General features: G+C 72.6%; 17 protein-coding genes. 8 read left to right on the forward strand and 9 right to left on the reverse strand.

Features of this window, described 5'->3' with window-relative positions; translation table 11 throughout:
- The first annotated feature begins 222 nt into the window (after positions 1 to 222).
- On the forward strand, positions 223 to 2,631 hold the full coding sequence (locus WME76_RS16540) for a DEAD/DEAH box helicase (RefSeq protein ID WP_437961058.1): 2,409 nt from the start codon (positions 223 to 225) through the stop codon (positions 2,629 to 2,631).
- An 86-nt stretch (positions 2,632 to 2,717) separates the two neighbouring features.
- On the opposite strand, the gene WME76_RS16545 is transcribed toward WME76_RS16540, so the two are convergent.
- Positions 2,718 to 3,545 carry an SDR family oxidoreductase gene (locus WME76_RS16545; RefSeq protein ID WP_437961059.1) on the reverse strand — a complete coding sequence of 276 codons (828 nt, stop codon included), beginning with the start codon at positions 3,543 to 3,545 and terminating at the stop codon, positions 2,718 to 2,720.
- 321 nt (positions 3,546 to 3,866) lie between these two features.
- Here WME76_RS16545 and WME76_RS16550 point away from each other — a divergent pair, with 321 nt between their 5' ends.
- Positions 3,867 to 5,579, forward strand: coding sequence for a serine/threonine-protein kinase (locus tag WME76_RS16550; protein WP_437961060.1), 1,713 nt, complete (start codon positions 3,867 to 3,869; stop codon positions 5,577 to 5,579).
- Positions 5,580 to 5,646: 67 nt separating this feature from the next.
- Positions 5,647 to 6,525 carry a class I SAM-dependent methyltransferase gene (locus WME76_RS16555; RefSeq protein ID WP_437961061.1) on the forward strand — a complete coding sequence of 293 codons (879 nt, stop codon included), beginning with the start codon at positions 5,647 to 5,649 and terminating at the stop codon, positions 6,523 to 6,525.
- 120 nt (positions 6,526 to 6,645) lie between these two features.
- Here the strand turns inward: WME76_RS16555 and WME76_RS16560 are convergent, their stop codons facing one another.
- A complete protein-coding gene (locus tag WME76_RS16560; RefSeq protein WP_437961062.1) occupies positions 6,646 to 7,761 on the reverse strand; it encodes a DUF1566 domain-containing protein in 1,116 nt (371 codons plus the stop codon).
- Positions 7,762 to 8,081: 320 nt separating this feature from the next.
- Between WME76_RS16560 and WME76_RS16565 the strand changes: the two genes are divergently transcribed.
- Positions 8,082 to 8,861, forward strand: coding sequence for a hypothetical protein (locus WME76_RS16565; RefSeq protein ID WP_437961063.1), 780 nt, complete (start codon positions 8,082 to 8,084; stop codon positions 8,859 to 8,861).
- 174 nt (positions 8,862 to 9,035) lie between these two features.
- Here WME76_RS16565 and WME76_RS16570 read toward each other — a convergent pair whose 3' ends face one another.
- From WME76_RS16570 to WME76_RS16585, 4 genes are all read right to left on the reverse strand, one after another.
- Entirely contained in the window at positions 9,036 to 10,589 is a 1,554-nt protein-coding gene (locus tag WME76_RS16570) for a M57 family metalloprotease (RefSeq protein WP_437961064.1), read from the reverse strand.
- Between the two features lie 110 nt (positions 10,590 to 10,699).
- Positions 10,700 to 11,320, reverse strand: a complete 621-nt coding sequence (locus WME76_RS16575; protein WP_437961065.1) for a hypothetical protein — start codon at positions 11,318 to 11,320, stop codon at positions 10,700 to 10,702.
- 406 nt (positions 11,321 to 11,726) lie between these two features.
- Positions 11,727 to 13,361: a hypothetical protein gene (locus WME76_RS16580; protein ID WP_437961066.1), complete on the reverse strand. Its 1,635-nt coding sequence runs from the start codon at positions 13,359 to 13,361 to the stop codon at positions 11,727 to 11,729.
- A 288-nt stretch (positions 13,362 to 13,649) separates the two neighbouring features.
- Positions 13,650 to 13,949: an FtsB family cell division protein gene (locus WME76_RS16585; protein WP_061616096.1), complete on the reverse strand. Its 300-nt coding sequence runs from the start codon at positions 13,947 to 13,949 to the stop codon at positions 13,650 to 13,652.
- A gap of 343 nt (positions 13,950 to 14,292) precedes the next feature.
- On the opposite strand from WME76_RS16585, the gene WME76_RS16590 reads away from it, so the two are divergent.
- On the forward strand, positions 14,293 to 19,590 hold the full coding sequence (locus tag WME76_RS16590) for a protein kinase domain-containing protein (protein WP_437961067.1): 5,298 nt from the start codon (positions 14,293 to 14,295) through the stop codon (positions 19,588 to 19,590).
- On the opposite strand, the gene WME76_RS16595 is transcribed toward WME76_RS16590, so the two are convergent.
- The gene (locus WME76_RS16595) at positions 19,574 to 21,106 is read right to left on the reverse strand and encodes a hypothetical protein (protein WP_437961068.1); all 1,533 of its coding nucleotides are present in this window, start codon (positions 21,104 to 21,106) and stop codon (positions 19,574 to 19,576) included. The genes WME76_RS16590 and WME76_RS16595 overlap by 17 nt on opposite strands.
- Between WME76_RS16595 and WME76_RS16600 the strand changes: the two genes are divergently transcribed.
- The 3 genes from WME76_RS16600 (at position 21,057) to WME76_RS16610 (ending at position 23,110) form a co-directional block, all read left to right on the forward strand.
- Complete coding sequence (locus WME76_RS16600) at positions 21,057 to 21,839, forward strand: Fic family protein (RefSeq protein ID WP_437961069.1); 783 nt, start codon at positions 21,057 to 21,059, stop codon at positions 21,837 to 21,839. The two genes, WME76_RS16595 and WME76_RS16600, sit on opposite strands and share 50 nt — an antisense overlap.
- Entirely contained in the window at positions 21,808 to 22,665 is an 858-nt protein-coding gene (gene nth, locus WME76_RS16605) for an endonuclease III (RefSeq protein ID WP_437961070.1), read from the forward strand. Before WME76_RS16600 ends, nth begins: the two co-directional genes overlap by 32 nt.
- Before the next feature lie 151 nt (positions 22,666 to 22,816).
- On the forward strand, positions 22,817 to 23,110 hold the full coding sequence (locus WME76_RS16610; RefSeq protein WP_437961071.1) for a hypothetical protein: 294 nt from the start codon (positions 22,817 to 22,819) through the stop codon (positions 23,108 to 23,110).
- 165 nt (positions 23,111 to 23,275) lie between these two features.
- On the opposite strand, the gene meaB is transcribed toward WME76_RS16610, so the two are convergent.
- Together meaB and WME76_RS16620 are read right to left on the reverse strand one after the other, a co-directional pair.
- Positions 23,276 to 24,331 carry a methylmalonyl Co-A mutase-associated GTPase MeaB gene (gene meaB, locus WME76_RS16615; RefSeq protein ID WP_437961072.1) on the reverse strand — a complete coding sequence of 352 codons (1,056 nt, stop codon included), beginning with the start codon at positions 24,329 to 24,331 and terminating at the stop codon, positions 23,276 to 23,278.
- Between the two features lie 416 nt (positions 24,332 to 24,747).
- Positions 24,748 to 25,542 carry an arginyltransferase gene (locus tag WME76_RS16620; RefSeq protein ID WP_437961073.1) on the reverse strand — a complete coding sequence of 265 codons (795 nt, stop codon included), beginning with the start codon at positions 25,540 to 25,542 and terminating at the stop codon, positions 24,748 to 24,750.
- Positions 25,543 to 25,753: the final 211 nt, after the last annotated feature.

Here is a 25,753-nt window from a genome sequence, read left to right on the forward strand (position 1 = left end):
CCGGCGGGCCGCGAACACCGGATCTCGCCCGCGGACACGCGAGCTCCTCTCTCCGCCGTACGCGCGCCTGCCGCGTCGGTTCCGACCTCCCTCGCGCCGGATCCGCGCCGCGCGCCGCGTTGACTCGGTCCGGCCCGATGGATCATCGAAGATCCACCCACCGCGCCCGCCGCGCCCGATCCGGTTGAGTGACACGGCGCATCTGTTTAGTATGCCCGCGTCATGCCGTCGCCCCCCTGGAAGATCGAGACCGGCGTCGAGACGGTCATCTCGTCGTGGCTGGCCTCGGGCTACGTTCGCCCTTGTTTCACGGCCGATCGCGAGCTGCCGCCGGCCGAGGCGCGCACCGCCCCGATGCCCGAGGCGCTGTCGCCGGCGCTCCGCGGCGCGCTCGAGCGGCGCGGCATCACCCGGCTGTACGACCACCAGGCCCGGGCGTTCATCGCCGCGCGCGCGGCGCGCCTCGACCCCGGCGGCGCGGCGGAGCCCGCCCAGGCGGGGCGGCATGTGGTCGTCGCGACGCCCACCGCGAGCGGCAAGAGCCTCTGCTTCCATCTCCCGGTGCTCGACGCGCTGGCCGAGGGCGCCGCGTCGGGCCAGGGCGGCAGCGCGATCTACCTCTACCCGACCAAGGCGCTCGCCCGCGACCAGGAGGCCGGCCTGCACGCGCTCATCCGCGAGGCGGGGCTCACGATCCCGGCGATCGTCTATGACGGGGACACGCCGGGCGACGCGCGGCGGGCGGCGCGCGAGCGCAGCCCGATTGTGATGACCAACCCCGACATGCTCCACGCGGGGATCCTGCCGCACCACGCGCACTGGGCGCGGACGTTCCAGCGCCTGCGCTACGTCGTGCTGGACGAGCTCCACACCTACCGCGGCGTGTTCGGGTCGCACGTCGCCCACGTCATCGCCCGGCTTCGCCGCGTCGCCGCCTTCCACGGATCGAGCCCGACGTTCCTCTGCGCGACCGCGACCATCGGCAACCCGCGGGCGCACGCCGCGCGCCTGCTCGGCGTCGCCGAGGACGAGATGGAGCTCATCGACGAGTCCGGCGCCCCGCGCGGCCCGCGGCGCTTCTTCCTGTACAACCCGCCCGTGGTCAACGCCGAGCTCGGCATGCGCGCCAGCACCCTGAAGAGCGCGGTGCGCCTCGCCGGGGATCTCGCGCGCGCCCGCGTGCCCACGCTGGTGTTCGGCCAGTCGCGCAACTCGGTCGAGATCATGCTGAAGTACCTGCGCGAGGGCGTCGGCAAGGAGATCGGGGCCGAGGACGCGATCATGGCGTACCGCGGCGGTTACCTCCCGGAGACGCGCCGCCGGGTCGAGCGGGGGCTGCGCGAGGGCGAGATCCTGTGCGTCGTGGCGACGAACGCGCTCGAGCTCGGCATCGACATCGGCGAGCTCGACGCGGTGATCTGCGCCGGCTACCCCGGGTCGGTCGCCGAGACGTGGCAGCGCTTCGGCCGCGCGGGCCGGCGCGGCAAGACGAGCATCGCCGTCCTGTGCGCGACCAGCGCGGCGCTCGACCAGTACCTCGCGAGGAACCCGGGTTACCTGCTCGAGCGAGGGGCCGAGTCGGCGCGCATCGATCCGCACAACACCGAGATCCTGGTGCAGCACCTCAAGTGCGCGGCGTTCGAGCTGCCGTTCCTCAAGGGGGAGTCGTACGCGGCGATGCCGCCGGACGACACCGTCGCCGCGCTCCGCTTCCTCCAGGACAACGGGGTCGTCCACGAGTCGAACGATCGCTTTCACTGGGCCACGGACGCCTACCCGGCGAACCACGTGAGCCTGCGCTCCGTGGGCTGGGACAACTTCGTCATCATCGACAAGGCGCACGGCAAGACGCTCGCGGAGCTCGACTGGCGCGCCGCGCCGACGATGCTCCACGAACAGGCCATCTACCAGCACGACGGCGAGCAGTACCAGGTGGAGCGGCTCGACTACGAGAACCACAAGGCCTTCGTGACGAAGGTCGTCCCCGACTATTTCACGACCGCGCTCACCCACCGCAAGGTGAGCATCCTCGACGAGAGCGCGACGTCCCCGCTCGGCCGGGCGGCGGCGTCGTTCGGCGAGGTGAGCATCGTGGAGAAGGTGGTGGGGTACAAGAAGATCAAGTTCTACACCCACGAGAACACGGGATACGGCGACGTGCGGTTGCCCGACATCCAGATGCACACGACGTCATTCTGGCTCACGGTGCCGGAGCCGCTCTGCGAGGAGCTCGGCCTCGGCCGCGCGACCGCCATCGACGGGCTGCGCGGGATCGCGCGGGCGCTGGAGACGGTCGCGACGCTCTCGCTCATGTGCGATCCGCGCGACATCGGCCAGACGCTCGAGGACGGCAGCGAGGCGCGGGCGCCGGAGCCGCCGCCCGGCGGCGAGGTGGCCGGCGTCTTCGATCCGACGCTGTTCCTGTTCGACAACGTGCCTGGCGGCGTCGGCCTCTCCGAACGCATCTACGAGCAGCGCGACGAGCTGCTCGCGCGCACGCGGCAGCTCATCGCCGGCTGCCGCTGCGACCAGGCCGGCTGTCCGCTCTGCGTCGGCGCGACCGAGTCCGTCGAGGGCCTCCGCAAGCGCGCCGCGCTCGGCCTCCTGGCGCTCCTGCTCCACCAGGCGTGAGCATTGGAGCGAGACGAGATTGAACCGCCAACGCAAGAGATCTCTGAGCTCTCTTCGTGTCCTTGGCGGTTTCCCTCCTCGCTAGGTCACATGCGGTCAGAGCGGCGCTTGACCGCGAAGCCGGCGTACGCCTGCATGACGGGCATCAGCTCGAGCCGGTTCACATTGACGTGCTCCGGGAGCGTCGCGCACCAGACGACGGACTCGGCGATGTCCTCGGCCGAGAGCGGCTTCACGCCCTGGTAGACGGCGGCGGCGCGGTCGCGGTCGCCCTTGAAGCGCACCAGCGAGAACTCGGTCTCGGCGAGGCCGGGCTCGATGTCGGTGACGCGCACCCGGCTGCCGAGGAGATCCGCGCGCAGGTTCAGCGAGAACTGCGCCACGAACGCCTTGCACGCCCCGTAGACGTTGCTCCCGGGATACGGCGTCTCGGCGGCCACCGAGCCGATGTTGATGACGTGCCCGCGGTCGCGCGCCACCATGCCGGGCAGCAGCGCCCGGGTGCAGTGGAGCAGCCCCTTGATGTTCGTGTCGACCATCTGCTCCCAGTCGTCGGGATCCGCCGTGTGCGCCGGCGAGAGGCCGATCGCCCCGCCCGCGTTGTTGACCAGCACCGACACCTCGGAGAACCCCGGCGGAAGCTCCGCGACCGCCCGGTCGACCGCGGCCCGATCGCGGACGTCCAGCTGCACGACGTGCACCGCGGCCCCCGCCCGCCCGCCGCCGCTCGATGGGCCCGCTCCCCTGCCCGTGAGCTCGTCGGCGAGCGCCTCCAGGCGCTCGTGACGGCGCGCCGCGAGGATCAGACGGGCCCCCAGTCCAGCGAAGCGGCGGGCGATCGCAGCGCCGAATCCAGCGGAGGCGCCGGTGATGAAGACAACGGGAGTCGGCTCGGTCGAGGCAGAGTGCGTCATGTCCTGAGCGGACTTGTATCAGACCCACGCAGGTCGAGCGACATCCGCCGCGCGCCGCGCCGCACGTCGGCGCAACCCGCACCACCGCCCTGTGTGCGCCCCGGACGGGTCGCGGCCGCGCGTGGCGGCGGTCAGGACAGCGCAATTCCGTCGATGACAGCAACACCGCGAGTCGATTTGTGCAATCGACCGCAGGGATCTCCGGTGGTCGAGCGCGGTCGCCCCTTTACCCCGCCCCTCGGTGCCATCTAGAGTCGGAGCATCGTGGAGAGCGCGCCACCGAGGGGGGTTGTTCTGGGGCATTACGCCATCGGACCGCGGATGGCGCGCGGCGGGATGGGCGAGGTGTTTCGCGCGGTCGCGCTCGGGCCGGACGGCGCGGAGGTCCCGGTCGCCATCAAGCGAATCGTCCCGATGCACGCCGGCAACGACGACCTCCGGCAGCTGTTCATCGCCGAGGCGAGCATGATGACCCGCTTCGAGCACCCCAACATCGACGCGGTGCTCGACTTCGGCATCGATGACGCGGGCGACTTCTATCTCGTGCTCGAGCTCGTGTCCGGGACGGACCTCGGGCGGCTCTGCAAGTGGCTCTGGGCGCGCGGGGAGGCTGTTCCGGTGCCGGTGGCGCTCTTCGTGGCGTCCGAGGTGCTCAAGGGGCTGGGCTACGCGCACGAGCGCTCGGCCGCCGAGGGGCGGCTCATGGTGCACCGGGACGTGAGCCCGGGAAACGTGCTGATCTCGCTGAGCGGCGCGGTGAAGATCGCGGATTTCGGCGTGGCGCTCGCCACGCGGGGCGGCGCCGGCGACGCTGCCCGGCGCGATCTGGTCGGGAAGCCGACCTACATGCCACCGGAGCAGTTCGACGGCGAGCAGGTCGACGCCCGCGCCGACCTGTTCGCGCTCGGCGTGGTCCTTTTCCAGATGCTCACGGGCGAGCGTCCGTTCCCGGGGACCAGCGCCGCCACGCGGATGGCGGCGGCGCGCGAGGGGCAGATGGCGCGGGCGAGCGAGCTCCGTCCCGAGGTGAGCCCGGCGCTCGAGGCGCTCCTCGCGCGCGCGCTCGCGCCCCGCCGGGAAGACCGCTTCCCCGATGCCCGCGCGATGCTGGAGGCGATCGAGGCGCTGCGCGACGCCGGCCACGAGATCGGCGCGCCCGAGGACCTCGCGGCCCTCGTGAACGCGGCGCTGAGGGAGCCGCCCGAGTCGCGCCCTGCGGGTCCCTCCACGTCCGCCCCCCCTGCGCCTGACCCTCTCGGCGACGACGATCTGGAAGGCGGCGAGCTGACGCGCGCCGACGAGGACGCCCCCTTCGCCCTGCGCGTGACGCGTCGCCCTGGCGCGCCGTCGCTGGCGCCCTCCGGCGGGATCGAGCCGCTCGAGGGCGCCGACACGGCGCTCTCGGAGCCGTCGAGCGCTCCCCTCAGCGGCGGATTCCACGCCGTGGCCCCGGTCTCGGGCGACGAAGGCTCGCTCGATCCGCTCCTGGCCCCGGCGGCGAAGGCGGCGCTCGGCCCGGCGCAGCGGACGCGGGACGAGCTCCGGCCGCCGCCCTCGGCCCCCGGCGTGGCCGTCCCGGCGGCGGGGGCGAAGCGGCAGCGCCTGCTCGCGGCGGCGATCGCGTGCGCTGCGCTGGCCGGCATCGCGGTCGCCGGCGTGCGCGTCACCAAGGGCCGGCTGAGCGCGGCGCACCCCGCGGCAGCGCAGCGCGCCGCTGCCGTGGTGCGTCCGCAGATCGCCGCCGCGGCGCGGGCGGCGATCGTGCCGCTGCAACGACCGGCTCCAGCGGCGAGCGCGCCGGACGCCGCCCCAACTCCTCCGGGCGCCGCGACGTGCCAGGGCGCGCTGCGCATCGACGCGGGCGAGGCGTGGCTCGTCTCGGGCGGCCCCGCCGAGGTGCGGGCGCCGGGCGAGTACCGCTGGCCATGCGGCAGCTTCAACCTGCGCGCGACCTCGGGCGTCGACCCGGCCCGCACGCAGCAGATCTCCGTCACCGTGTCGGGCGCCGGCACCGCCGTCGTCCACCTGCGCTGACCTCCGGGGCGCCGCGCGCGGCGTCGACCCGCTTGCGTCGCTCAGCCCGCTCGGCTAGCAGCGCGGCGTGCGACGCCATCACGCCCTCCTCGCCTTCGCCCTCGCCGCGCTCACCGGCTGCGCCTCCGCGCCTCCCGCGGCGCCGTCCGCTCCGGCCGCCGCCCCTGCCGGCACGCCCGACGCGGCGCCGGCCGCCCCGGCCCCCGCCTCGAGCGACGCGGCCGCCCCGGCGCCGTCCCAGGTCACCTCGGTCGAGGTGCCTGCCTCCGTGCGCGCCGTCGTGGAGTCCGCCGACCGTGCCGACGCCGACAAGGCGCTCGACGCCGGCCGGAAGCCCGCGGAAACGCTCGCATTCTTCGGCATTCAGCCGGGGATGAAGGTCGCGGAGCTCATGGCCGGGGGCGGCTACACGGCCGAGCTCCTGGCGCGGGCGGTGGGCCCGGGGGGGGTCGTCTACGGGCAGAACAACCGGTTCGTCCTCGAGCGCTTCGCGGAGAAGCCGTGGAGCGAGCGGCTCAAGAAGCCCGTGATGAAGACGGTGGTCCGGGTCGACCGCGAGCTCGACGACCCGTTGCCGCCCGAGGCGCGGGATCTCGACGCCGTGTTCCTCATCCTCTTCTATCACGACGCCGTGTGGCTGGAGGTGGACCGGGCCGCGATGAACCGCGCGATCTTCCGCGCGCTCAAGCCGGGCGGCGTGTTCGCGATCATCGATCACAGCGGCCGAGACGGGACGGGCGTCGCCGAGGTGAAGACGCTCCACCGCATCGAGCAGAAGGTCGTGCGCGAGGAGGTCGAGCGGGCCGGCTTCCGGCTCGAGGCCGAGGCGGCCTTCCTCCGGAGCCCCACGGACACGCGCGACTGGAACGCCTCGCCCATGGTGGCCGGCGACAAGCGGGGCACGAGCGACCGCTTCGTCCTGAAGTTCGTCAAGCCCGCGGGCTGAGCCGCCGCGGCGAACGCCCGCTGCGCCGCCGCGACGAACGCCGGCTCGGCGCGACGCGCTCGACCGCGACGGTCCTCGATCGGGCGCGCGCCGCGCGGGAACAGGCGGCGCGTGGCGCGTTCACCCGTCGGAGCGAACGCAGCGCGTGAGCCGCCGATCGCGGACCGAGTTGTCCTGCGACGCGCCGTTGTTGAAGTTGACGACGATCGCCCTGTCGGCGCTGCCGAGGGCAGGCGTCGACGACCAGAAGATGCTCGACGGCGCTCCCGGGAAGATCTCGGGGTCGATCGCCGGCCCCGTCAGCTGATCATCGACGATCGAGAGCAGCTCCTTCGCGCTCGGCAGCCGCCAGTCGGCCTTGCCGGCGAGGGTGAGGTCCTCGCAGTGCGCGAGCGCGTCGCTCCAGTCGAACGTCCCGGTGGCGTGCTGGCGCTGCCAGACGAGCCCCGTCGAGCGATCGAGCGCCCATTCCTCGCCGAACGTCGAAAGATCGGCAGGCGGGATCGCCTCCCCGCCGCCGACGCACAGCGCCCGCGCGTTGGTCATGCCCGCCTTCGCGTAGTACCCGAGGGATGCGTCGGTGGTGAGCACGCCCCACGCGAACGAGCCATCCGTGCCGGCGACGTCGGTCGCGGACCAGTAGATGCTGCCCGGGGTGGTCACGAAGATGTCCTGGAACGCCGTCGTGTTGCCGAAATCGATGATGGAAACGAGCTCGCGCAGGGTCGGCAGGCGCCACCCTGTCAGGCCGCCGTGCTGCTCGACGGCGAGGGCGTCGCAGTGCTCCTGCGCGGCGGCGAACGTGAACGTCACGTCCTCCAGCCCTTTTTCCCAGGCGAGCCCGGTCACCGAGTCCCTCACGGTGTCCTCGCGATCCGTGTAGGAGGGAACGGCGATCTCGTAGTTGCCGTCCTGTCCGAAGAAGGGCTCGGACGGTCCCGGGCACGGCTCCACCACGATCGTCCCGTCCGAGCAGCGTTTCGTCGGCGAGTCCGGCCAGGTCACCGGAATCGACGGTGGTCCCCCGCCGGTCTCTCCTCCGCCGCCGCCGCCGCCGATCGGCTCACCGCCGCCGCCGCCGATCGGCTCACCGCCGCCGCCGCCGATCGGCTCACCGCCGCCGCCGCCGCCGACCTGAAACGGATCTCCAACGCATCCGGCGAACGCCGCCGACTCCACGAGCAGCGCGGCCAATAGCCAGGTGAAGCGATGTGCGGGAGGGGTCTCGTTCGGCATGGGCAAGCAGCGGCGTCCGCGGATGGATCGCGCGTGCAGCCTACCATTCACCGCGGCGCCGGGGTCGATTTCCTCGCGTACGCGCCGCCCAGGTCCATCGCGCCGCGCGCGCCGCTCGCGTCCATCGCGCCGTTGGCGGCGCGCGCCGCTTCCGTCGCGCCCCGCGCCGCCGCTTCGTCGCTCCTCTGCGCGCGCTGCCCCGCGGTTGCCCGGAACGCGCGCGCCGCGGCGTCCGCCCCCTGCCTGGGCGAAACCGGCAGGCAGCCTCGTCAAAAAAGAGCGCGCATGAAATAAACGGGAGGCGCGGGCGAAGAGTGGGTATGAGCACACGCACCTCACTGTTCGCGGTCGCGCTCACGGGCAGCCTGCTCGTGGGTTGTGGCGACAGCGCGACACGTCCGGCCGCGGATCCGGTCGCTCGGGGGGCAGCCGACTGCCTCCCGGGGGACACGAGCGCGAAGGCCGAGATGAAGGTTTACACGTTCTTCGGCGCCGCCGGGGCGCAGAGCCGGGTGGAGCGACGGATCCGGCCGGATGGGTCGGAGACGCTCTCCAGCGAGACCCGCCCGTCGCGCGCGGAGCCCAGCAGGGGCCCAGCAGCGTCCGGCGCGCTCCCGCCGGGCGGCGTCCTGCGCGAGTACGCCGAGCTCGACGCCTCGGGTCGCCTCGTCTACGCGGACGTCTCGCTCAGCGACGCCGCCGGCGTCGTGAAGCGGATGATCCTCGATCCGCAGCACGGCGCCGCGCTGCTCCGCCGCGCCGGACTCGCCTCGGGCTTCGTCCGGATCCCGACCGGCGAGGCCACCATCTACGCGCCGGTGAGCTCGACGGTGACGCCCGTCGCGGCGTGGGTCGCGCGGCGCGCGGCGCAGGCTGCGCCGAGCATCCGCCTGTTCGACCACGTCGCCGCCGCCAGCCACGAGATCCTGAGCGACCAGCTCGTCGTCGAGGACGGCCGCGACACGTTCGTGGTGCTCGGCGACGCGGCGCTGTCGGTGGATGACGAGTTCATCACCTCCCTCCCCCTCGGCGAGGTGGCCGCGGAGCCGACGGCCTGCGAGGCGGGTGGGAGCGGCGCTGCGTCCTGGCGCTCTGGATGAGCCCACCCGCGGACGGGCTGGAGCTTCGTGGGATCCTTCACGGGGTACACCGAGGAGCGGCGATCGCCGTCCTCGGTGTCCTCCGCGTCGCGCGTCTTCCACGCTCCGGGCGACCTTCTCGCCCATCGCGCTCCTCGCGCGCCTCGGCCGTTTGCGGTCCGCGCGACCGGCGGTTCAGGGCGTCGTGTAGTTGACGTCCACCTTGTACGTGCTGGCCACGTACGCGTTCACGAGCAGGAAGGCCTCGGACTGCCCTTCCGGGACGGTCAGCTCGCAGGTCTCTTCCGCGCCGTCGAGGTAAGGACGGCAGTCGAAGGTGCTCAACGAGGGCTCTGCGCCGAACCGCACGTAGAGATCGGGATCGCCGGTGCCGCTCATCACGGCCTGGAGCGACGTGCCCGGGACGACGGCGATCGGTCCGTGGGGCGCGGTCTGGCGGCGCGCGAGGGATCCCTCGAAGCTCGTCGATGTCGCGGTGCCGCCGCCGGCCGCGGGCTCCCCCGGGGCGGAGTAGCTCACCTCGATGTCGTAGGTCGAGCCCGTGTAGCCGTGCACCTTGATGAAGGCCCTCGTCTCGCCTTCGGGGACCTCGAGCGTGCAGGTCTCGTTGGCGTCGCTGAGGTAAGGCCGGCAATCGAACGACCTCGCCGTCGGCGCAGAGCCGAACTTCACGAAGAGATCGGGATCTCCGGTCCCGGTCATGACGACGGTGAAGGTCGTCCCGGGAACGACCTCGATCCCGTCGGCCGGCCCGACCGGATCGAACGCCCCTCGCGCGACACGGCCGCTGAACGTCTCGGTGACCGGCGTCCCAGCGCCGCCGCCACCACCACCGCCGCCGCCTCCACCGCCACCGCCACCGCCTTCACCGCCGCCGCCACCGCCGGTGGGACCGCCGTAGAGCGACTGAACGCCTTCGATGTCCTTCGGCGTGAGGTTCAGCGTCCTGTCGCCGGTGCCGTTGCACTGGGGATAGTGCATGACGGACGCTCCGTCGTACTCCGTGAGGGCGCGCCAGTTGTTGTCCTCGAAGCAGGTGCCGGCCTCAGGACGGGTGTGCTCGTGCCGGAAACCGAGGACGTGCCCCAGCTCGTGGCGGAGAATGCCGGTCAGCGTGGGCTGCGTGCTGCCGAAAGCGGTCCTGTCGATGAGCACGTTCCGCGTCGACCTCGACTGGCCGGGGAAGAAGGCGCGCGCCAGGTACTGGCCGCCCGCGTTCACGGGGTTCACGTCGAACAGGACGCTGCTGGCGCTCGACGTGCAGCTCGAGTCGGCCGACTCCACGTGAATGAAGTCGACGTCGGTGACCTCCTCCCACGCCTGGACAGCCTCCTCCATCGCCGCCACCACCGTCTCGTACCTGCTCCCGAAATCCGTGCTCACGCAGTAGGTGAGATCGCGCCGCTGCTCCGTCGTCCAGATAGCGTCTCTCCGGCCTGACTGGTTGACGAGCAGCGCACCATCGCGCACATGCGACTCCCAGAACTCGCGCAGATGCTTGATATCGACGACAGGCGTGTCCCCGTTAACAATGTAGACGCCAGTATCGGCCTCGCGGAAGACGCTCCGCTCGAAGTGGTCAAATCCCAGCTGATTGGTGCCGACTGCCTCGGTGTCGGCGTCGCCGACGTCTGCCGAGCAACCGGCCACAACGGCGGTCAAACCAACGACCGCCACTGCGAACTTACGGGTGACCACATTGCTCTGGTGCGGCTTTGCAGGATGCATTTGAGGCTCCTTTCGGGGGAGGCGAATCACGCTGTCCACGCGAACTCGGTGAGACACAAATGCCTTAACCCAAGTTGACCCTCAGTCGGATAGCCAAATCTGACCGACGTTCATAAAAAGGGTTCGGAATTGTAAAAAATTTCGAAAGGAGCGTACGAGGTTCTCCTCTCACAAGAAAATTCTTGCTTCACTCGAAGGACACGGATCGCGTCGAACAGATACACTGGAAAATCACACCTCTTGAGTTCGGGCAACGCGCACTTGCAGGGCGACAAGCATCGGGATTTTCCTGTCTGGGTTGCGTAGATGAAAGCCAAGGCGCGCATGTCTGCAACGCGGCGGCGCGGCGCTGCCCGCGTCGCGCTGCCGGCGGCGCTGCGCACGGCACGCACGAAGACGCGGCCGCGAGCGCAGAAACAGCGGCAAACGAAGGCGCAGCGTCGCGCCGTCGACCGGGCGCGGTCGCGCCGCAGATGCAACCGCGATGCGACCGCCGAGGCGCCGCGCTCTGGCGGGCACCGGCTTCGATGACCAGCGTTCAGTTCAGCGGGTCGGCGTGTCCAACGCTCGCCCGCGACCACGCGCCGCGCGTCGCAGATCACGGCGACGGTCGCGCTTGCGATCGCGGCGTCGAGAAGGCGCGGCTCGAGTTCGTCGCCGCGGGCCGCGGCGTCGCTGCGCGCGAGCGTCTCCGGCGTGGGGCGCGTCGGGCGCTCGAGGTGTGCGCGCATGCACGCGATCCGCAGCGCCCTGATGTGCCTGCGAGCGACTCCCGATGCGCTCAGGGAGATCATCCTGATGCGCTCCACGAGCCTGTCCCGACGCGCTCAGGGAGATCCTCCCGACGCGCTCTACATGCTCCACCTGACACGCGCCGCCCCCGCGGCCGCTGATGGCGAACGCGATCCGCGCCGGCACCTCACGCTCGGCGAGCGAGCACGCCGCAGAGGAGCGCGATCGAGCGCGCTGCGCGATCGAGCGACGCTCCGCGCGCGACGTGCTCCGCGGCCGCGTCGTCCTCGGCGGCGCCGCCGAGCGGGTCGCGCGCGACGCCTTGCTCCTCCGCCGCGGCGGTGTGGAGCGCGCCGGATCGCCGTGGCCGCGTCGCCGCTGGCCGAGACGGCGTCGCGCGGCAGCTCACCCGCGCGCGGACAGGATCCGGCTGAACGCCTCGCCGACCGCGCGCGCGAGCTCGACCATCCGGCGCGAGCCGCTCGAGGCGTCGATGATCCGATCGGCGACCAGGATCATCGCGGGCCGGCCGACGACCTGGACCGAGACGGCGGCGACGTCGAGGCTCGGGTTGACCATGACGTCGAGCAACGGGGCGTGGGTGGGCGTGCCGGGGATCGGGCCCACGTAGAGGTGGGTCGCCACCGCCGTGGCGAGGACGCTCGGCTGGTCCATCGGAAGGGTGAGCTTCCGCAGCGCCTCCTGGTCGCCGAACTCCGCGTTGCAGGCGAAGCCCCGGAACACCCCGCGGTGCGCGGCGAAGATCGCGACGCGCACCGCGAGAAGGCGCAGCCCCCGCAGCGCGAGCCGGACGACATCGTCGCGCGTGCGCGCGAGGTAGAGCGCGTCGATGACGTCGCTCAGATCGACGAAGGGCTGCGGCGGCGGGTCGTCGTCGAGCGCGTCGGAGAGATCCGGCTCGGGCGCGGGGGGCAGCGCCGGGAGCCGCCCGGAGCGCCTGTTCGACAGCGGCGCGGCGCTCTCCGGACGGCCGCCGCCGCGCGCCGAGAGGCCGTCCGCGTCGGCGGAGCCCCGGCGCGCCGACGACGGCGCGAGCCCGGAGGCCGCGTCGAGCGGCAACCGGCCGAGGCGCCGCGTGGAGGGCGCCGGCTCCCGCCCGGCGCTGTCCCGCCCGCTGTCGGGGCCGGGCGAGCTCTGGGGCATGATCGAGGCGAGCAGCTTGAAGGGCGGGGAGATCTCGACCGGCGGAGGCGGCGGGAACGAGACGGCAGGCGGCTCGGTCGCCCGGGCGCGCAGCGCGGCCCCGCCCGCGCCGGGGCCGCGCTCGACGTCCAGCGGGCGCCGCGCGACCGACGAGAAGGACGACGAGGCGGGCGCGCTGGGCGCGGCCTTGGCGTGGCGGAGCGGCAGGATCGGATCCTCCTGCGGCGGGGGCGCGTCGGCCAGCAGGGCGTGGCCGTTGTGCGCCCGGCCACGGCGACCAGCGGGGGCGACCTCCGGCTCGGCCAGGCTCGGCTCGTCGAAGGAGGGCACCGAGGCGCGCCGGATGAGCGGGATCGGCACCTCGTACGACGGCGGCGGCGGGATGGTCGACTGCGGCGCGCCGTGGGGGAATGCCGGGGTCGCCCGGCGCGAGCGGACCGGGACCTGCTCGCGCTCGTCGAGCTCAAGGGCGCGGATCGCCTCCTCGATCGCGGTGATCGGCGCGCGGACGATCCGCACCGGGGCGCCGAGGTGAAAGCTGAACTCGTCGGCGATGTGGCGATCGAGCGGATCGGCGGCGGCGACATCGACGGTGCCGACGCCGGGGTCGACGCGGATCGGGACGGCGCCGAGGCGGCGGCACATGGCGCGCGGCAGGCGCGCGACGAGCTCGCGGGCGCCGACGACCTGCCGCAACGCGAGGCCGCCGCGGCGATCGAGCTCCTCCTCGAGGGCGCGCTCGCTGATCGCCGCGCGATCGATGAGGGCGCGAGGGAAAGAGATGCCCCGCAGGACCGCCACGAAGAGGGCGGCTTCGACCTCAGCCTTGGAGACGGCGCCGGCGGAGATGAGGAGGCGGCCCAGGTCTAGCGACACTCGCGCCACGATACCAGAAAGGACGCAGCGGGCGCGCGGCGCGCGGTCGCGAGGGGCGCCGGGGCCTCGGGAGGCCGCCGGCAGATCTTTCTATAAGGAGAGCGCGCGGGATGGATCGGCAGAGCGCGCGTGCGTGAGCGCGCCTGGCCCCTCGCCGGGCAGCAGGCGGCCGGCGGCGCGAGGGTGCCCGCCGGGCGAGCTCACGTGATCACGCCGGGCGCTCCCCGCAGGAGCCGCGGTGATCGATCCGACAACAGCGCTCGGAGGGGGCTGTGAAACCTCGAGTCCTCAGCGGGAGAACTGAAAGACAACCTCGCTCTGCCTGACGAGACCCAGGTTGTCGCGCGCGATCCGCTCCACGGCGGTCGGGTCGTCGCGGAGGCGCGCCACCCTGCCGCGGAGCGCCTCGATCTGCCTCCCGAGCTCGGCGTTCTCCTCCTCGACGTCGGCGAGCTCTCTCTCGAGCTCCCGGAGGCGCGGCAGGCCGTGAGGCGAGAAGATCATGATCGGAGCGCCCACCACCGCCACGACCAGCACCGCGATGGGGAGGGTCCGCTCCAGGAACTGCGCTATTCGACGCACAGACATCCGCTCGCACGTCACCGGCAATCTTGTCAACTTTCCTCCAACGTTCCTGCAACTCCGCGTTGACTCCCACCGGCTCTCGCCTGGTCAGCCAGCCAGCGCGGCGCGCGCAGCAGCATGGCGCGCGCGGCGGCCGCGCGCAGCGCCGCGCGCCCTGCTGAAGGCGTCCCGGTCGACCGACGCGGGCGCGTCCGCGCCGCGACCACCACCTGCGGCGCCAGCGACACAGGACGTCGTCGAAGGTCGCATGGCGCCGCAAGCTTCGCTAGCATGACGCACGCCCGCCGTCCGGCAGGTCCGCAGCGCCGCGCGCACGCTGGCACGAGGGCTCGTCCCGAGGAGACCCATGTCCATTGATATCGTCCGAGGCGAGCTCGAGCGCCTCTTCTCGCTTGATGAAATGATGGCCCTGTCGTCCGACCTCCTCGGCTTCAACCCGGCCGACATCGGCGGCGGCGCCTCCAAGGCCTCCTTCGCGCGCGCGCTCACGGACCATTGCGTCGAGGTCGACGCCATCGAGGCGTTGATCGACGCCGTCGTCGCCTCGCGGGCCGAGGTCGACGCCCGCGTCCGCGCCCTCGGCGCCCAGGGGCTGAGCCTGCCCGAGGAGCTCGCGGCCGGCGAGACGTTCGGGGACTTCGTCATCACGAGAAAAATCGGCGAAGGGCCGCGGGGCCTCGTCTATGCGGCGACCCGGGGCACCGAGCCGCGGACGCTCAAGGTGCTCCGGCGCGAGGCGACGCGCGACAGCCGGGCGGTGCGCAGGTTCCTCACCCACGTCCGCCTGGCCGCGCAGGTGCGCCACGAGAACCTGGCGAGCGGCGTCGAGGCCGGTCTCGTGGGCGGCCGCGCGTTCGTGGCGTACGCGCACATCGACGGGCTGCCGCTCTCGGCGCGCCTCGCGCGGTCGGGGCCGCTCCACATCAACGAGGCCAGGCCGCTGCTCCGCGGGATCCTGAGCGGGCTCGCCGCGCTGCACGCCCAGCGCCTCGTCCACGGCGCGCTCAAGCTGGAGAACGTGATCGTCGCGCGCGACGAGGACGGGCAGCCGCTGCCCGTCCTCGTCGACGTGGGCGGCGACCGGCTCGGCGCCGGGTGGGCGAGCCCCGAGCTCGTCAGGACCGCGAGCCCCGAGCAGCTGCGCGGCGAGGTCGCCGGGCCGTCGAGCGATCTCTACGCCTTCGGCGTGCTGCTCTTCGAGCTCCTCACGGGCAAGCCTGTGTTCTCCGGCGCGGCCGCGGTCGACGTCGCCGTCGCGCACCTCACCGAGCCGCCGCCCGCGCCGAGCGCGGCCGCGCCGCGCGGGTGGTCCGGCAAGGACGTCGACGAGCTCTCGGGGCGCCTGCTCGCCAAGACGCCGGACGCCCGGCCGAGGGAGGCGCGCGCGGCGCTCGACGCCGTCGAGCTGCTCGGCAAGCCGCCGCAGAAGGGGGCGACGATCAGCGAGGCCCAGCTCGACGAGCTCATCGATCGGCTGGTCGCGAGCCCGACCGACGCGGACCTCGCGCTCGCGGTCGAGGCGACCGTCGACCAGGGGGCCGACCCGGGGCGCGTGGCGGAGGCGCTCGCGATGGCCGCCGATCAGGTCGACGCGGGCGAGGCCGGGGCCGAGGGCGGCGCCGAGGCGCCCGCGGCGAAGAAGCTCCTGCACTTCCGGGCGGCCCGGATCTACGAGAAGGGCAAGCTCCACGACAAGGCGGAGGCCATCTACGTGGGCCTGCTCGAGCGCGATCCCGGCGACGACATCGCGTTCAGCGCGCTCGAGGAGCTCCGCAAGGCGCTGGGCAAGCACGAGGAGCTCGTGGAGATGCTCCTCCAGCGCAGCGAGAAGGCCGAGAGCGCGGGCGAGCGCGCCCGGGCGCTCAACGAGATCGGGCACCTGTACGTGCGGGAGCTCGACGACAAGGACCAGGGGGTGTTCGCGTTCGCCCAGGCGCTCGCCCAGGACCCCGAGCAGGACGCGTACGCCGTCGACCTGGAGCGCGCGGCCGGCAGCGACATGAAGATCTGGGCCGAGGCGCTCCAGATCCTGAGCCAGGCGAGCACCGACGAGGCGATGGCCCCGGAGCCGAAGATCGCGCTCTTCAACCGGCTCGGGCCCTGGTACGCGGAGAAGGTCGCGCGGGCGGACCTCGGGATCCCGTGCTTCCAGTTCGTGCTCGGGCTCGATCCGGCGAACGAGAAGGCGCTGGAGGGGCTCACGCAGGTCTACCGCCGCGCCCAGCAGTGGCAGGAGCTCGTCCAGGTGCTGCTCTCGCGGGCCGACCGCGCCGCGACCCCCGGCGAGGCGCGCGATCTCCGCGCCGCGGCCGCCGAGCTCCTCGAGACGAAGCTGAACGACGCGGGCCGCGCGCGCGACCTGTACGAGCAGATCTTCGCCGAGGACCCCGGGCACGCGAGGACGTGCGACGCGCTGCTCAGGATCTACCGGCGCATCGAGGACCACGCCGGCTACGCGAAGATCCTCGAGCGGCGCGCGGAGGCGCTGCGGGGCGAGGAGCGCGTCGAGGCGATGTGCAAGCTCGCCGAGCTCTACGAGGACCGGCTCGGCGATCTGGGCGAGGCGACGCGCCGCTACGAGGCGGCGCTCGAGCTCGATCCGACCAGCCTCACCGCCCTGCGCGGGCTCGACCGCATCTACAGCCGCGCCGGGCGCTACACGGAGCTCCTCCGGAACCTGGAGCGGCAGATCGACGTCAGCGCGACGCCGCGCCAGAAGATCAACCTCCACGAGCGGATCGCGGGCCTCTACGACGAGGAGTTCCTCGACCACGCGAAGGCGGCCGAGGCCCTCGAGGCGATCCTCCGGATCGACGGCGCGCACGAGGGCTCGCTCGCCGCGCTCGGGCGGCACTACCGCGCCCTCGAGCGCTGGGAGGACGTGGTGGCCCTCTACGAGCGGCAGCTCGGCATCGTCCCCGACGACAAGCGCCGCGAGGAGATCCTGCTCGCGATGGGGCGCGTGCTGCTCGAGCAGATCGGCTCGCCCGAGCGCGCCCGCAAGGCGTACGAGCGGGTGCTCGCGATCGATCCGCACCACGCCGGGGCGCTCGAGTCGCTGGCGCACGTGCGGGCCGCGACCGGCGACGCGGCGGCGGCGCTCAGCGCGATCGAGTCGCTCGCGGCGACGGCCAAGACGGCGGAGAGCCGGGCCGATCTCTGGATCCGGGCGGCGAAGATGCTCGAGGAGAAGGGCGACCGGGACGGGGCGATCGAGCGCTACAAGATGGCCCTCGACGCGCAGCCGCACAGCGCGGGCGCGAGCTCGGCGCTGCGCGCGGCCTACCTCGCCCGGGGCGACGCGACGAGCGCCGTCGAGCTCATCGCGCGCGAGGCCGAGGCCGCCGAGGGCAACCTCGCGAAGGCCCGGCTCTACGGCGAGATGGCGCTCCTGCTCCGGGAGCGCCTGAAGGACGACGCGCGCGCCGCGGAGGCGGCCACGCGGGCCGTCGACCTCGACCCGACCAGCGTGCTGGGGCTCATGATCTCGGGCGATCTCGCGTTCGAGGCCGGCCGCTTCCTCGAGGCGGCGCGGCATTTCGAGTCGCTGGCGAACCGGGTCGACGCGCTCCCGAGGGAGCAGGGGCTCAAGCTGCTCTTCCGCTACGTCGACGCGCTCAGCAAGAGCGGATCGAGCGGCAAGGCGATCGGCACCGTGAAGGCGCTGCTGGCGCTCGCGCCCGACGATCCGGCGGCGATCTCGCGCGCCGCGAAGGTCAACCTCGACGCGGGCCGGGCCAGGGAGGCCGCGGAGCTCTACGAGGGGCTCGTGGAGCGCTTCGGCGCCGGCCTCCCGGAGCGGGAGCGGGCGGACGCCCTGCTGCGCCTCGGCGAGGCGAGGCTCGCGGCCGGCGACCCGGGCGGCGCGGTCGGGCCGCTGAACGAGGCCGCCGATCTCATCCCGGAGTCCCCTGCCCCGCTCGCCCTGCTCTCGAGGGTCTTCGAGGCCAAGGGGGACTGGGAAGAGGTCGTGCGCCTCAAGCACCGGCGGCTCGACGTGGTGACCGGCGACGAGCGGAGCGCGCTCCTGCTCGAGATCGGCGATCTCCTGGCGACGCACCTGAACGACCGGACGCGCGCCGCGAAGAGCTACGTGGCCGCGCTCGACGAGCGCCCGGACGACCGGAAGATCCTCACGAAGCTGATGCAGCTCTACAGCGAGGAGAAGGACTGGTCGAAGCTCATCGACATCGTCCTGAAGCTCGCCGCCAAGATCGACGACCGGCGGCAGAAGGCGAAGTACCTGCACACAGCGGCGATCGTGAGCGCCCGGCAGCTCGGCGATCTCGACCGGGCCGCCCGGTTCTACGACGAGGTCCTCGAGCTCGACCCGTCCCTCACCCGCGCGCTCGCGGAGGCGATCGAGCTCCGCGGCGAGAAGGGTGACCACGAGGACGTGGAGCGCCTGCTCAAGGTCGAGCTCGACCGGGCGACGGAGGAGAACGACACGGCGAAGATGCTCGAGACGTTCGACCGGCTGGGCGCCCTCTACAAGGACAAGCTCGGCTGGATGAGCGACGCGATCGACGCCTACGAGGCGGCGCAGACGCTCGATCCGGACAACGACGAGCGGAACGAGCTCCTCGCGAGCCTCTACGCGAGCAACCCGGCGCAGTACCTGGACAAGGCGGTGGCCGCGCAGCTCCCGATCGTGCGGCGCAACCCGTACCGGCCGGACGCGTACCGGCTGCTGCGGAAGCTGTACACCGAGACGAAGCGGGCCGACGCCGCCTTCTGCCTCTGCCAGGCGCTCTGCTGCCTGAGCGCGGCCGAGCCGGACGAGGAGCGCTTCTTCCGGCGCCTGCGCCCGGACAACGTCGCCGCCGCGCAGCAGCCGCTCGACGAGGAGGGGTGGACGACCGGGCTCACCCACCCGGACGCGGATCCGCTCCTGACCGCCATCTTCGGCGTCATCGAGCCGGCCGTGCTGAGGAAGAACGGGCAGCCCCTCGAGGAGCTCGGCTACCAGCTCGCCTACCAGATCGACCTCGCGCGCCACCCCTACCCGATGTCGCAGACGCTCAATTACGCCGCGGGCGTGCTCGGCCTCGAGCCCCCGCTGACGTTCCAGAACCCGAACGACGGCGGGGGGGTCTCGTTCCTCCACGCGCACGTGCCGGCGATCGTGCTCGGCGCCGCGGCGCTCCAGATGGAACTGCCGACCCAGGCCGCGGCGTTCATCGCGGCCCGCCACCTCACCTACTACCGGCCGGGCATGTACCTCCGCCACCTGGTGCCGACAGGCACCGGCCTGCGGGCCTGGCTGTTCGCGGCGATCAAGCTGATCTCGCCCACGTTCCCGATCACGAAGGAGCTGGAGGGGCCGGTGATGGAGAACCTGTCGGTCCTCGATCCGATCATCGTCGGGCCGGCGCGCGATCAGCTCGCGAGCATCGTGACCAAGCTCCTCCAGGCCGGCGCCATCGACCTGAAGCGCTGGGTGTCCGGGATCGACCTGACCGCCGACCGCGCCGGGTTCCTCCTCGCCAACGATCTCGAGCTGGCGCAGGAGATGATCAAGGCGGCGGACGACGCGAGCGCCGCCGTGACCCAGAAGGAGCGGCTCAAGGAGCTCCTGCTCTTCGCCGTCAGCGAGGAGTACTTCGCGGTCCGGCAGCGGCTCGGGATCAACGTCGACAGCTGAGCGCCGCGCCGCGCGATCCCGGCCTGAAGCCGCCTCTCGCCCGCAGGGCTGCCCCGGCGGCCCCGCGCCGCCGCGGGCGCCGTCCGGCGGCGCGTGCTAGCTGGATCAGCGTCGATCCAGCCCCAGGGAAGTCGCTCTCGGCAGACTTCCGCACCGGACTGGTTGACGGATAAATCCTCAAATTGCTAGGCTGCGGGCCGGCATTAGGCCCTTTTGGATCGTATGTTAGCTCGCCGCAGCGTCGCAGCGGGCAGCCTGAGCGATTGTGTGAAAGCACGCCCATGGCGGCAAAGAAGACCCGAAAAACTTCGAAAAAAGACCGGAAGAGAGCGACCAAGGCGAGCGCGGCAAGCTCGAGGCGATCTGCCTCGACGGCGCGGACGCGGAAGGCGAAACCTGCCGCCCGTTCGACCGCGCGCAAGCCGAAGCGGAAAGCCGCGGCCTCTCGTCCTGCTGCGCGACGCACCTCGGCCGTGAAGGCGGCCAAGCGCCGGAAAGCGACGACGAAGCGGGCGACCACCCGCAAATCGGCGGCCCCGGCGCGGCGCAAGGCAACGCGCACCCCGGCGCGGGCGACCCGCACGACCGCCAGGAAGAAAACGGCGGCCGCGAAGGCGAAGAAGACGACGCGCGCCGCCGCGAAGCGGGCCGGCGCGTCGAAGGCGAGGAAGACAGCCGCCAGGACGAAGGCGAGGTCGACGCGCGCCGCCGCCAAGCTGAGGACCACCAAGGCCCGGGCGAAGGCCAGGGCGACCAAGGTCAAGGCGAGGGCGGCGAAGGCCAGGGCGACGAAGGCCAGGGCGACGCGGGCGAAGACCGCCAGGGCCAGGGTCGCGAAGGCCAGGGTGACGCGGGGCAGGGCCGCGAAGCCGAGGGCGGCGAAGACCAGGGCGACCGCGAAGGCGAAGAAGGCGACGCGCGCGGCCGCGAAGAAGCGGGTCGTACGGGCCAAGGCGACGAAGCCGAGGCTCGCGCGGGTCAAGGTCGCGAAGCCGCGGCTCGTCCGGAGGAAGGTCGCCGCGCGCTCCGAGCGGGCGCTCGCGGCGCCGGCGGCCGAGCCCACGAAGCTCCGCAAGAAGAAGAAGCTGAGGTCCGCCGAGGAGCCGAAGCTCAAGGAACGGCTGAAGCTCCGGGGCGGCGGGGAGCAGGCCGCGCCGGTCGAGGCGGAGCGCCCGCGCCGGACGAGCGACAAGCCGCAGCGCGCCAGCGACAGGCCGCAACGCGCGAGCGACAGGCCGCAGCGCGCCAGCGACAGGCCGCAGCGCGCCAGCGACAGGCCGCAGCGCGCCAGCGACAGGCCGCAGCGCGCCAGCGATAGGCCGCAGCGAGCCAGCGACAGGCCCGTTTCCGAGAGGAAGAGCGCGCGGCCGGGCGGGACGAAGGGGAAGGGCGCGGCCGCGATCGAACGCCGGCCGGGCCGCGTCCCGCTCCGGGAGCCGCCGCGGGTCGTCACGCTGCCGCTGCCGATGCTGCCGCCCCCGCGGCGGGCCACGATCGAGGAGCGCAGCGCGATCATCGAGCAGCGGCTGAACGCGCAGACGGAGGATTTCCGGCGGCGCTACATCGACAGCCTCGATATGTCGTGGATTTACCACGACAGCGCGCTCGAAGGCGTGGTCTACACGTTCGACGAGCTGCGCGCGGCGCTCAGCGGTCCGGCGCCGCTCGTGACGGACTCGAGCCTTCAGCCGACGTACGATGACATCCGGCGCCACAAGGAGGCCATCGTCTATGTGCGCGAGCAGGGCGAGAACAAGCGGGCGCCGGTCACCATCGACTGCGTGAAGAAGCTGTACCTGATCCTCCATCCGGAGGAGGGGGACATCAAGACGGTGAAATACCGCAAGGATATCCCCCAGCACCGGCTCTACTTCCACGAGTACGCTCCGCCGGACAAGATCGCCTACAAGGTGCGGCAGATCATCGACTGGCTGAACGACCCCGAGACGCGGAAGACGCGGAACGGCATCCGGATCGCGGCGCGCGCGCACTACGATCTGCTCCGGGTCTATCCGTTCCCGAACGACAGCGGCAAGGTCGCGAGGCTGTTCATGAACATGCTGCTGCTCCGCACCGGCCTGCCCCCGTCGATCATCCACTCGACCGAGCGGCAGCGCTACTACGAGGCGCTGAAGGGCTCGGCGACGACGGTGCTGCAGATGGTGCAGGAGTCGGTGGAGAACGCCCTCGCGAGCGTCGAGAAGCTCCTCGATGAGCATGAGACGCGCAAGCGCGCCTTCGTCAGCTGAGACAAAGCAGCGCGGCCCCGCGCAGGGCGGGGCTCCCGCAGGACGGAGCGCGCGCCGCCCGCCCGGGGCCGCGGCGGCCCGGGCGAGGGCGGCCGCGCCTACCGCCGCGGCTCGGTCGGCGCCTGCGCGCGCGCGGCCGAGCACGCCGCCCCAGGCCACGTTCGCGGAGCTGCGCGCGCTGCACCCGGACGCGCACTGCGAGCTCGATCACAGGTCGGCGTTCGAGCTGCTCGTGGCCACCGTGCTGAGCGCCCAGACGACGGACGTGCTGGTCAACAAGGTGACGCCGCACCTGTTCGGCGCCTACCCCGACGCCCGCGCGCTCGCCGGCGCCGAGCCCGCCGAGGTCGCCGCGCTGCTCCGGCGGCTCGGGATGGGCATGTTCAACCAGAAGGCCAGGAACATCGTGGGGCTCGCGCGGGGCCTCATCGAGCGTCACGGCGGCGAGGTGCCGAGGACGCTCGCCGAGTTCGTCAAGCTGCCTGGCGTCGGGCGCAAGACAGCGAATGTGGTGCTCGGCGTCGCCTTCGGAGCGCCGGAAGGCGTGGTGGTCGATACCCACGTGCAGCGCCTGGCGCAGCGGCTCGGCTGGACGAAGAGCGACAAGCCGGAGCAGATCGAGCGCGATCTCGGGGCGCTCTTCCCGCAGCGTGACCGGGACATGGTGTCCCACACACTGGTCTTCCACGGCCGCCGCATCTGCTTCGCCAGGAAGCCGGCGTGCGGAGGCTGCGGGATCAGCGACGCGTGCCCGAGCGCGTTTCGCGCGGAGAACGTGGGGCGCAAGCCGCCGCGCCCGCCTCGTCGCCGCGACGCGCAGCCGTGAGCGTCACCCGCGCTGCGGAGGTGGCGAATCGAGCGCGCCGCGGCGGAGCCGCGGCGCAGGTCAGCGCGGCGCATCGCTGCTCCGCGCGCCCCCGCCGCGAGCTGCTGCTTGTTATTGCCCTGGCGCCGAGGGCGCGAGGTAGACTCGGGCGATGAAGGCTTTGCACCTGATCGTCGCTCTCACGTGTCTCCTCACCGCCGGGTGCGGCAGCCTGGAGAGCGATCTCTGCGACTACAAGTGCGACTGCGAGGGGTGCAGCGATCGCGAGTACGACGAGTGCCTCGATCGCTACGATTACCGGTACGAAGACGCGGATCGCCGCGGCTGTCTCGACAGGTACGACGAGCTCATCGCGTGCGAGGACGACACCGGGATCTGCCGCGACTACAGGTGGGATATCTCCTGCAAGGCCGAGAGAGACGCGCTGGATCGGTGCGTCAGATAGGCTGTATCCGACGAACATTCCGAGCAGCCATGGCCCGGAGAGGGCGAGCGAGGAGCATGGCAGCGCTCCGGGCGAGAGAGGCCCGAGCGACCGCGCCATGCATGAGTTCGCCAGGCGGCGACCGGCGCGGCCGCGGTCAGGCTCCGGTGCCCGCTCCGGCCGTGCTCAAGCTCCGGTGCCTCGCGTGACGACGCCGGTACGGAACGCCTCGACCAGCCGCTCCGACGCCGTGTAGGGGTCGATCTCGCGTCGCGCGACGGCGTGCACCGCCGCCTCGAGCGCGGGCCCGAGCACGACGACCGCGGCGTCGGTGAGCGCGTCGCGGAGCTGCACGTGCATGGCCTCGCGCAGGCGCTCCTCCCGGCGCGCCGCGCCGGCCTCGGTCCCGAACAGCCAGGCCCGGTGCCCCTCCAGCTTCCCGACGAGCGACGCCACGCCCTCGTTGCGCGTGGCCACCGTCCGCACGATCGCTGGCACCCAGGGCCCTTCCGGCGGCTCGCCGGGCGGATCTGCCGCGTCCGCCGCGCGGGCGTGGAGCGCCGCCGCGCTGTGCCCGCGCGCCCGCCCCGAGGCCTTCGCCACCTCGCCGCCGAGCGCGATCATGAGCTCCAGGTCGCGCACCGCCGTGTCGGCCCCGTCCCGGTCGGCCTTGTTCACGGCGAAGACGTCGGCGCACTCCAGGATGCCCGCCTTGATGGCCTGCACCTCGTCGCCCATCCCGGGCGCCGCGACGACCAGGGTGGTGTGCGCCATGCGCGTGATCTCGAGCTCGTCCTGCCCGACCCCGACGGTCTCGACCAGGATCACGTCGGCGCCCCATGCGTCGAGCACGCGCGCGACATCCATCGCCGAGCGCGACAGCCCGCCGAGGGCGCCCCGGGTCGCGAGCGAACGGATGAACACGTCGGGGTCTCCGAAATGCGCCTGCATGCGGATGCGGTCGCCGAGGATGGCGCCGCCGGTGAACGGGCTCGTGGGATCGACCGCCACCACCGCGACCCGGCGGTCCTGCTTCCGGAAGGCGCCGATCAGCCGGTCGGTGAGCGTGCTCTTGCCCGCCCCCGGGTTGCCCGTGACGCCGAGGATCCAGGCGCGGCCGGTGTGCGGGAAGAGATCCTTCAGGATCGCGGCATGGTCGCCGGCGCGATCGTCGACGAGCCGGCAGGCCCGCGCCGTCGCGCGCGTGTCGCGGGCGAGGACCTTCTCTGCGAGCGGGTGCACGCGAGCGGTCTAGGCTCGGCGATGCGGGGATACAACCGGGCGCGGGCGATACGGCGCCCCCTACCCTGCCCCGCCACCGTCGCCGGCCGCGCTCCCATCGCCGCCGGCCCCGCCGCCGCCGTCAGCGGCAGGCTCGCCGCCTGCTCCCCCCGCGCCCCCTTCCCCGCTCGCGGACGAACCGGCGCCCCCGGCGCCCCCGGCGCCACGGTCGAAGATCGGTCTCGTCTGGCCGCATGCGACGGCGAGCAGGGCCGAGAGCACAGCGCAGGAGGTGAACGCCAGGGCGCGGTTCCGCATGGGCACGTTCTTGACACGTCCTCGGATCGGAGCGCTCGCGAAATCCAGCGGCGCGCCCCGGTCGCGGCGCCGCGAGTACAGGCCGGTCGAACCGCTGACCGGCACCGGGCGCGCTCGCGTCACGGCGCTGCGGACGCGGGCCGGTCGAAGCGCTGCCAGCGGCCGTCGATGAGCCGCTCGTGCGGCAGGTACTGCGCCTTGTAGACAAGCCGCGAGCACTTCTCGACGTAGAGGCCGAGGTAGAGGTACCGGAGACCCCACGAGCGGCACAGCTCGAGCTGCTTCAGGATCGAGAAGACGCCGGGGCTCAGCGGTTCGAGCTCGGGATCGTAGAAGGAGTAGACCGCGGACAGCGACTCCAGCCCCCGGTCCACGACGGCGACACCGACGAGGCGCCCGCCGACGCGGTAGCGCATCTCGAACGTCTCGCAGCAGCTGTCCACGAGGAACGCCTCGTAGCCCGCCGCGCCGAGGGGGCCGTCGTCGCGCATCAGCCCCCGGCCGTGCTTGTGCAGGTTGTACAGCGCGACCTTCTCCCGCGTGGTCACGGGCGGGCCGATCTCGACGTCGACCACCTGCTCGCCCCGCCGGAGCACCCGGCGCTGCGTGCGCCCGGGGACGAAGTCGCGCACGAGGATCCGGATCGGCTCGCAAGCGCGGCACGAGGGGCACTGGGTGCGGTAGAGCAGCTTGCCGTGGCGACGGTTGCCCGCGACCAGCCTCCGGTCGAACTCCGCGCGCGTGAGCGGCCGGATGGGCACCCGGAGCGGCATCCGCGCCTCGGCGTCCGGGAGGTACGGGCAGGGGCTCACCTCGTCATGGACCGTGAGCTCGATCGGGTCCGCCACCTCGTCCAGACGAGGGAGATCCACGTCCTGCGCCGGTACCGCCTCTCGCTCGCTCGATGAGCCCATGTTGCCGCCGATCCGAGCGTTCGAGCCCCCGTCGATACGCCGGCCGCTAGAACCAGGGGATGCCTGTTGCGCGGCCACGTCAAGCAAATCCCTGCGCGGCGCGCGACGGCGCGCGACGCCGCACCGCGCGCTCCGCTCCCTGGGTAGACGCGCGCCGGACGACAACACCCCGCCCGCTCGCGCGGACGCCGACAATCGTCGCACATTTGCC

It is taken from the genome of Sorangium sp. So ce119, assembly GCF_051524405.1.
Classification (GTDB): domain Bacteria; phylum Myxococcota_A; class Polyangia; order Polyangiales; family Polyangiaceae; genus Sorangium; species Sorangium cellulosum_G.

What these genes read in the sequence shown, in the direction of transcription:
- WME76_RS16540 (WP_437961058.1), top strand. Translation starts at nt 223, where the DNA reads ATGCCGTCGCCCCCCTGGAAGATCGAGACCGGCGTCGAGACGGTCATC.
- WME76_RS16545 (WP_437961059.1), bottom strand. Translation starts at nt 3,545, where the DNA reads ATGACGCACTCTGCCTCGACCGAGCCGACTCCCGTTGTCTTCATCACC.
- WME76_RS16550 (WP_437961060.1), top strand. Translation starts at nt 3,867, where the DNA reads ATGGCGCGCGGCGGGATGGGCGAGGTGTTTCGCGCGGTCGCGCTCGGG.
- WME76_RS16560 (WP_437961062.1), bottom strand. Translation starts at nt 7,761, where the DNA reads ATGCCGAACGAGACCCCTCCCGCACATCGCTTCACCTGGCTATTGGCC.
- WME76_RS16565 (WP_437961063.1), top strand. Translation starts at nt 8,082, where the DNA reads ATGAGCACACGCACCTCACTGTTCGCGGTCGCGCTCACGGGCAGCCTG.
- WME76_RS16570 (WP_437961064.1), bottom strand. Translation starts at nt 10,589, where the DNA reads ATGCATCCTGCAAAGCCGCACCAGAGCAATGTGGTCACCCGTAAGTTC.
- WME76_RS16575 (WP_437961065.1), bottom strand. Translation starts at nt 11,320, where the DNA reads ATGCGCGCACACCTCGAGCGCCCGACGCGCCCCACGCCGGAGACGCTC.
- WME76_RS16585 (WP_061616096.1), bottom strand. Translation starts at nt 13,949, where the DNA reads ATGTCTGTGCGTCGAATAGCGCAGTTCCTGGAGCGGACCCTCCCCATC.
- WME76_RS16590 (WP_437961067.1), top strand. Translation starts at nt 14,293, where the DNA reads ATGTCCATTGATATCGTCCGAGGCGAGCTCGAGCGCCTCTTCTCGCTT.
- WME76_RS16600 (WP_437961069.1), top strand. Translation starts at nt 21,057, where the DNA reads ATGCTGCCGCCCCCGCGGCGGGCCACGATCGAGGAGCGCAGCGCGATC.
- WME76_RS16595 (WP_437961068.1), bottom strand. Translation starts at nt 21,106, where the DNA reads ATGATCGCGCTGCGCTCCTCGATCGTGGCCCGCCGCGGGGGCGGCAGC.
- nth (WP_437961070.1), top strand. Translation starts at nt 21,808, where the DNA reads ATGAGACGCGCAAGCGCGCCTTCGTCAGCTGAGACAAAGCAGCGCGGC.
- WME76_RS16610 (WP_437961071.1), top strand. Translation starts at nt 22,817, where the DNA reads ATGAAGGCTTTGCACCTGATCGTCGCTCTCACGTGTCTCCTCACCGCC.
- WME76_RS16620 (WP_437961073.1), bottom strand. Translation starts at nt 25,542, where the DNA reads ATGGGCTCATCGAGCGAGCGAGAGGCGGTACCGGCGCAGGACGTGGAT.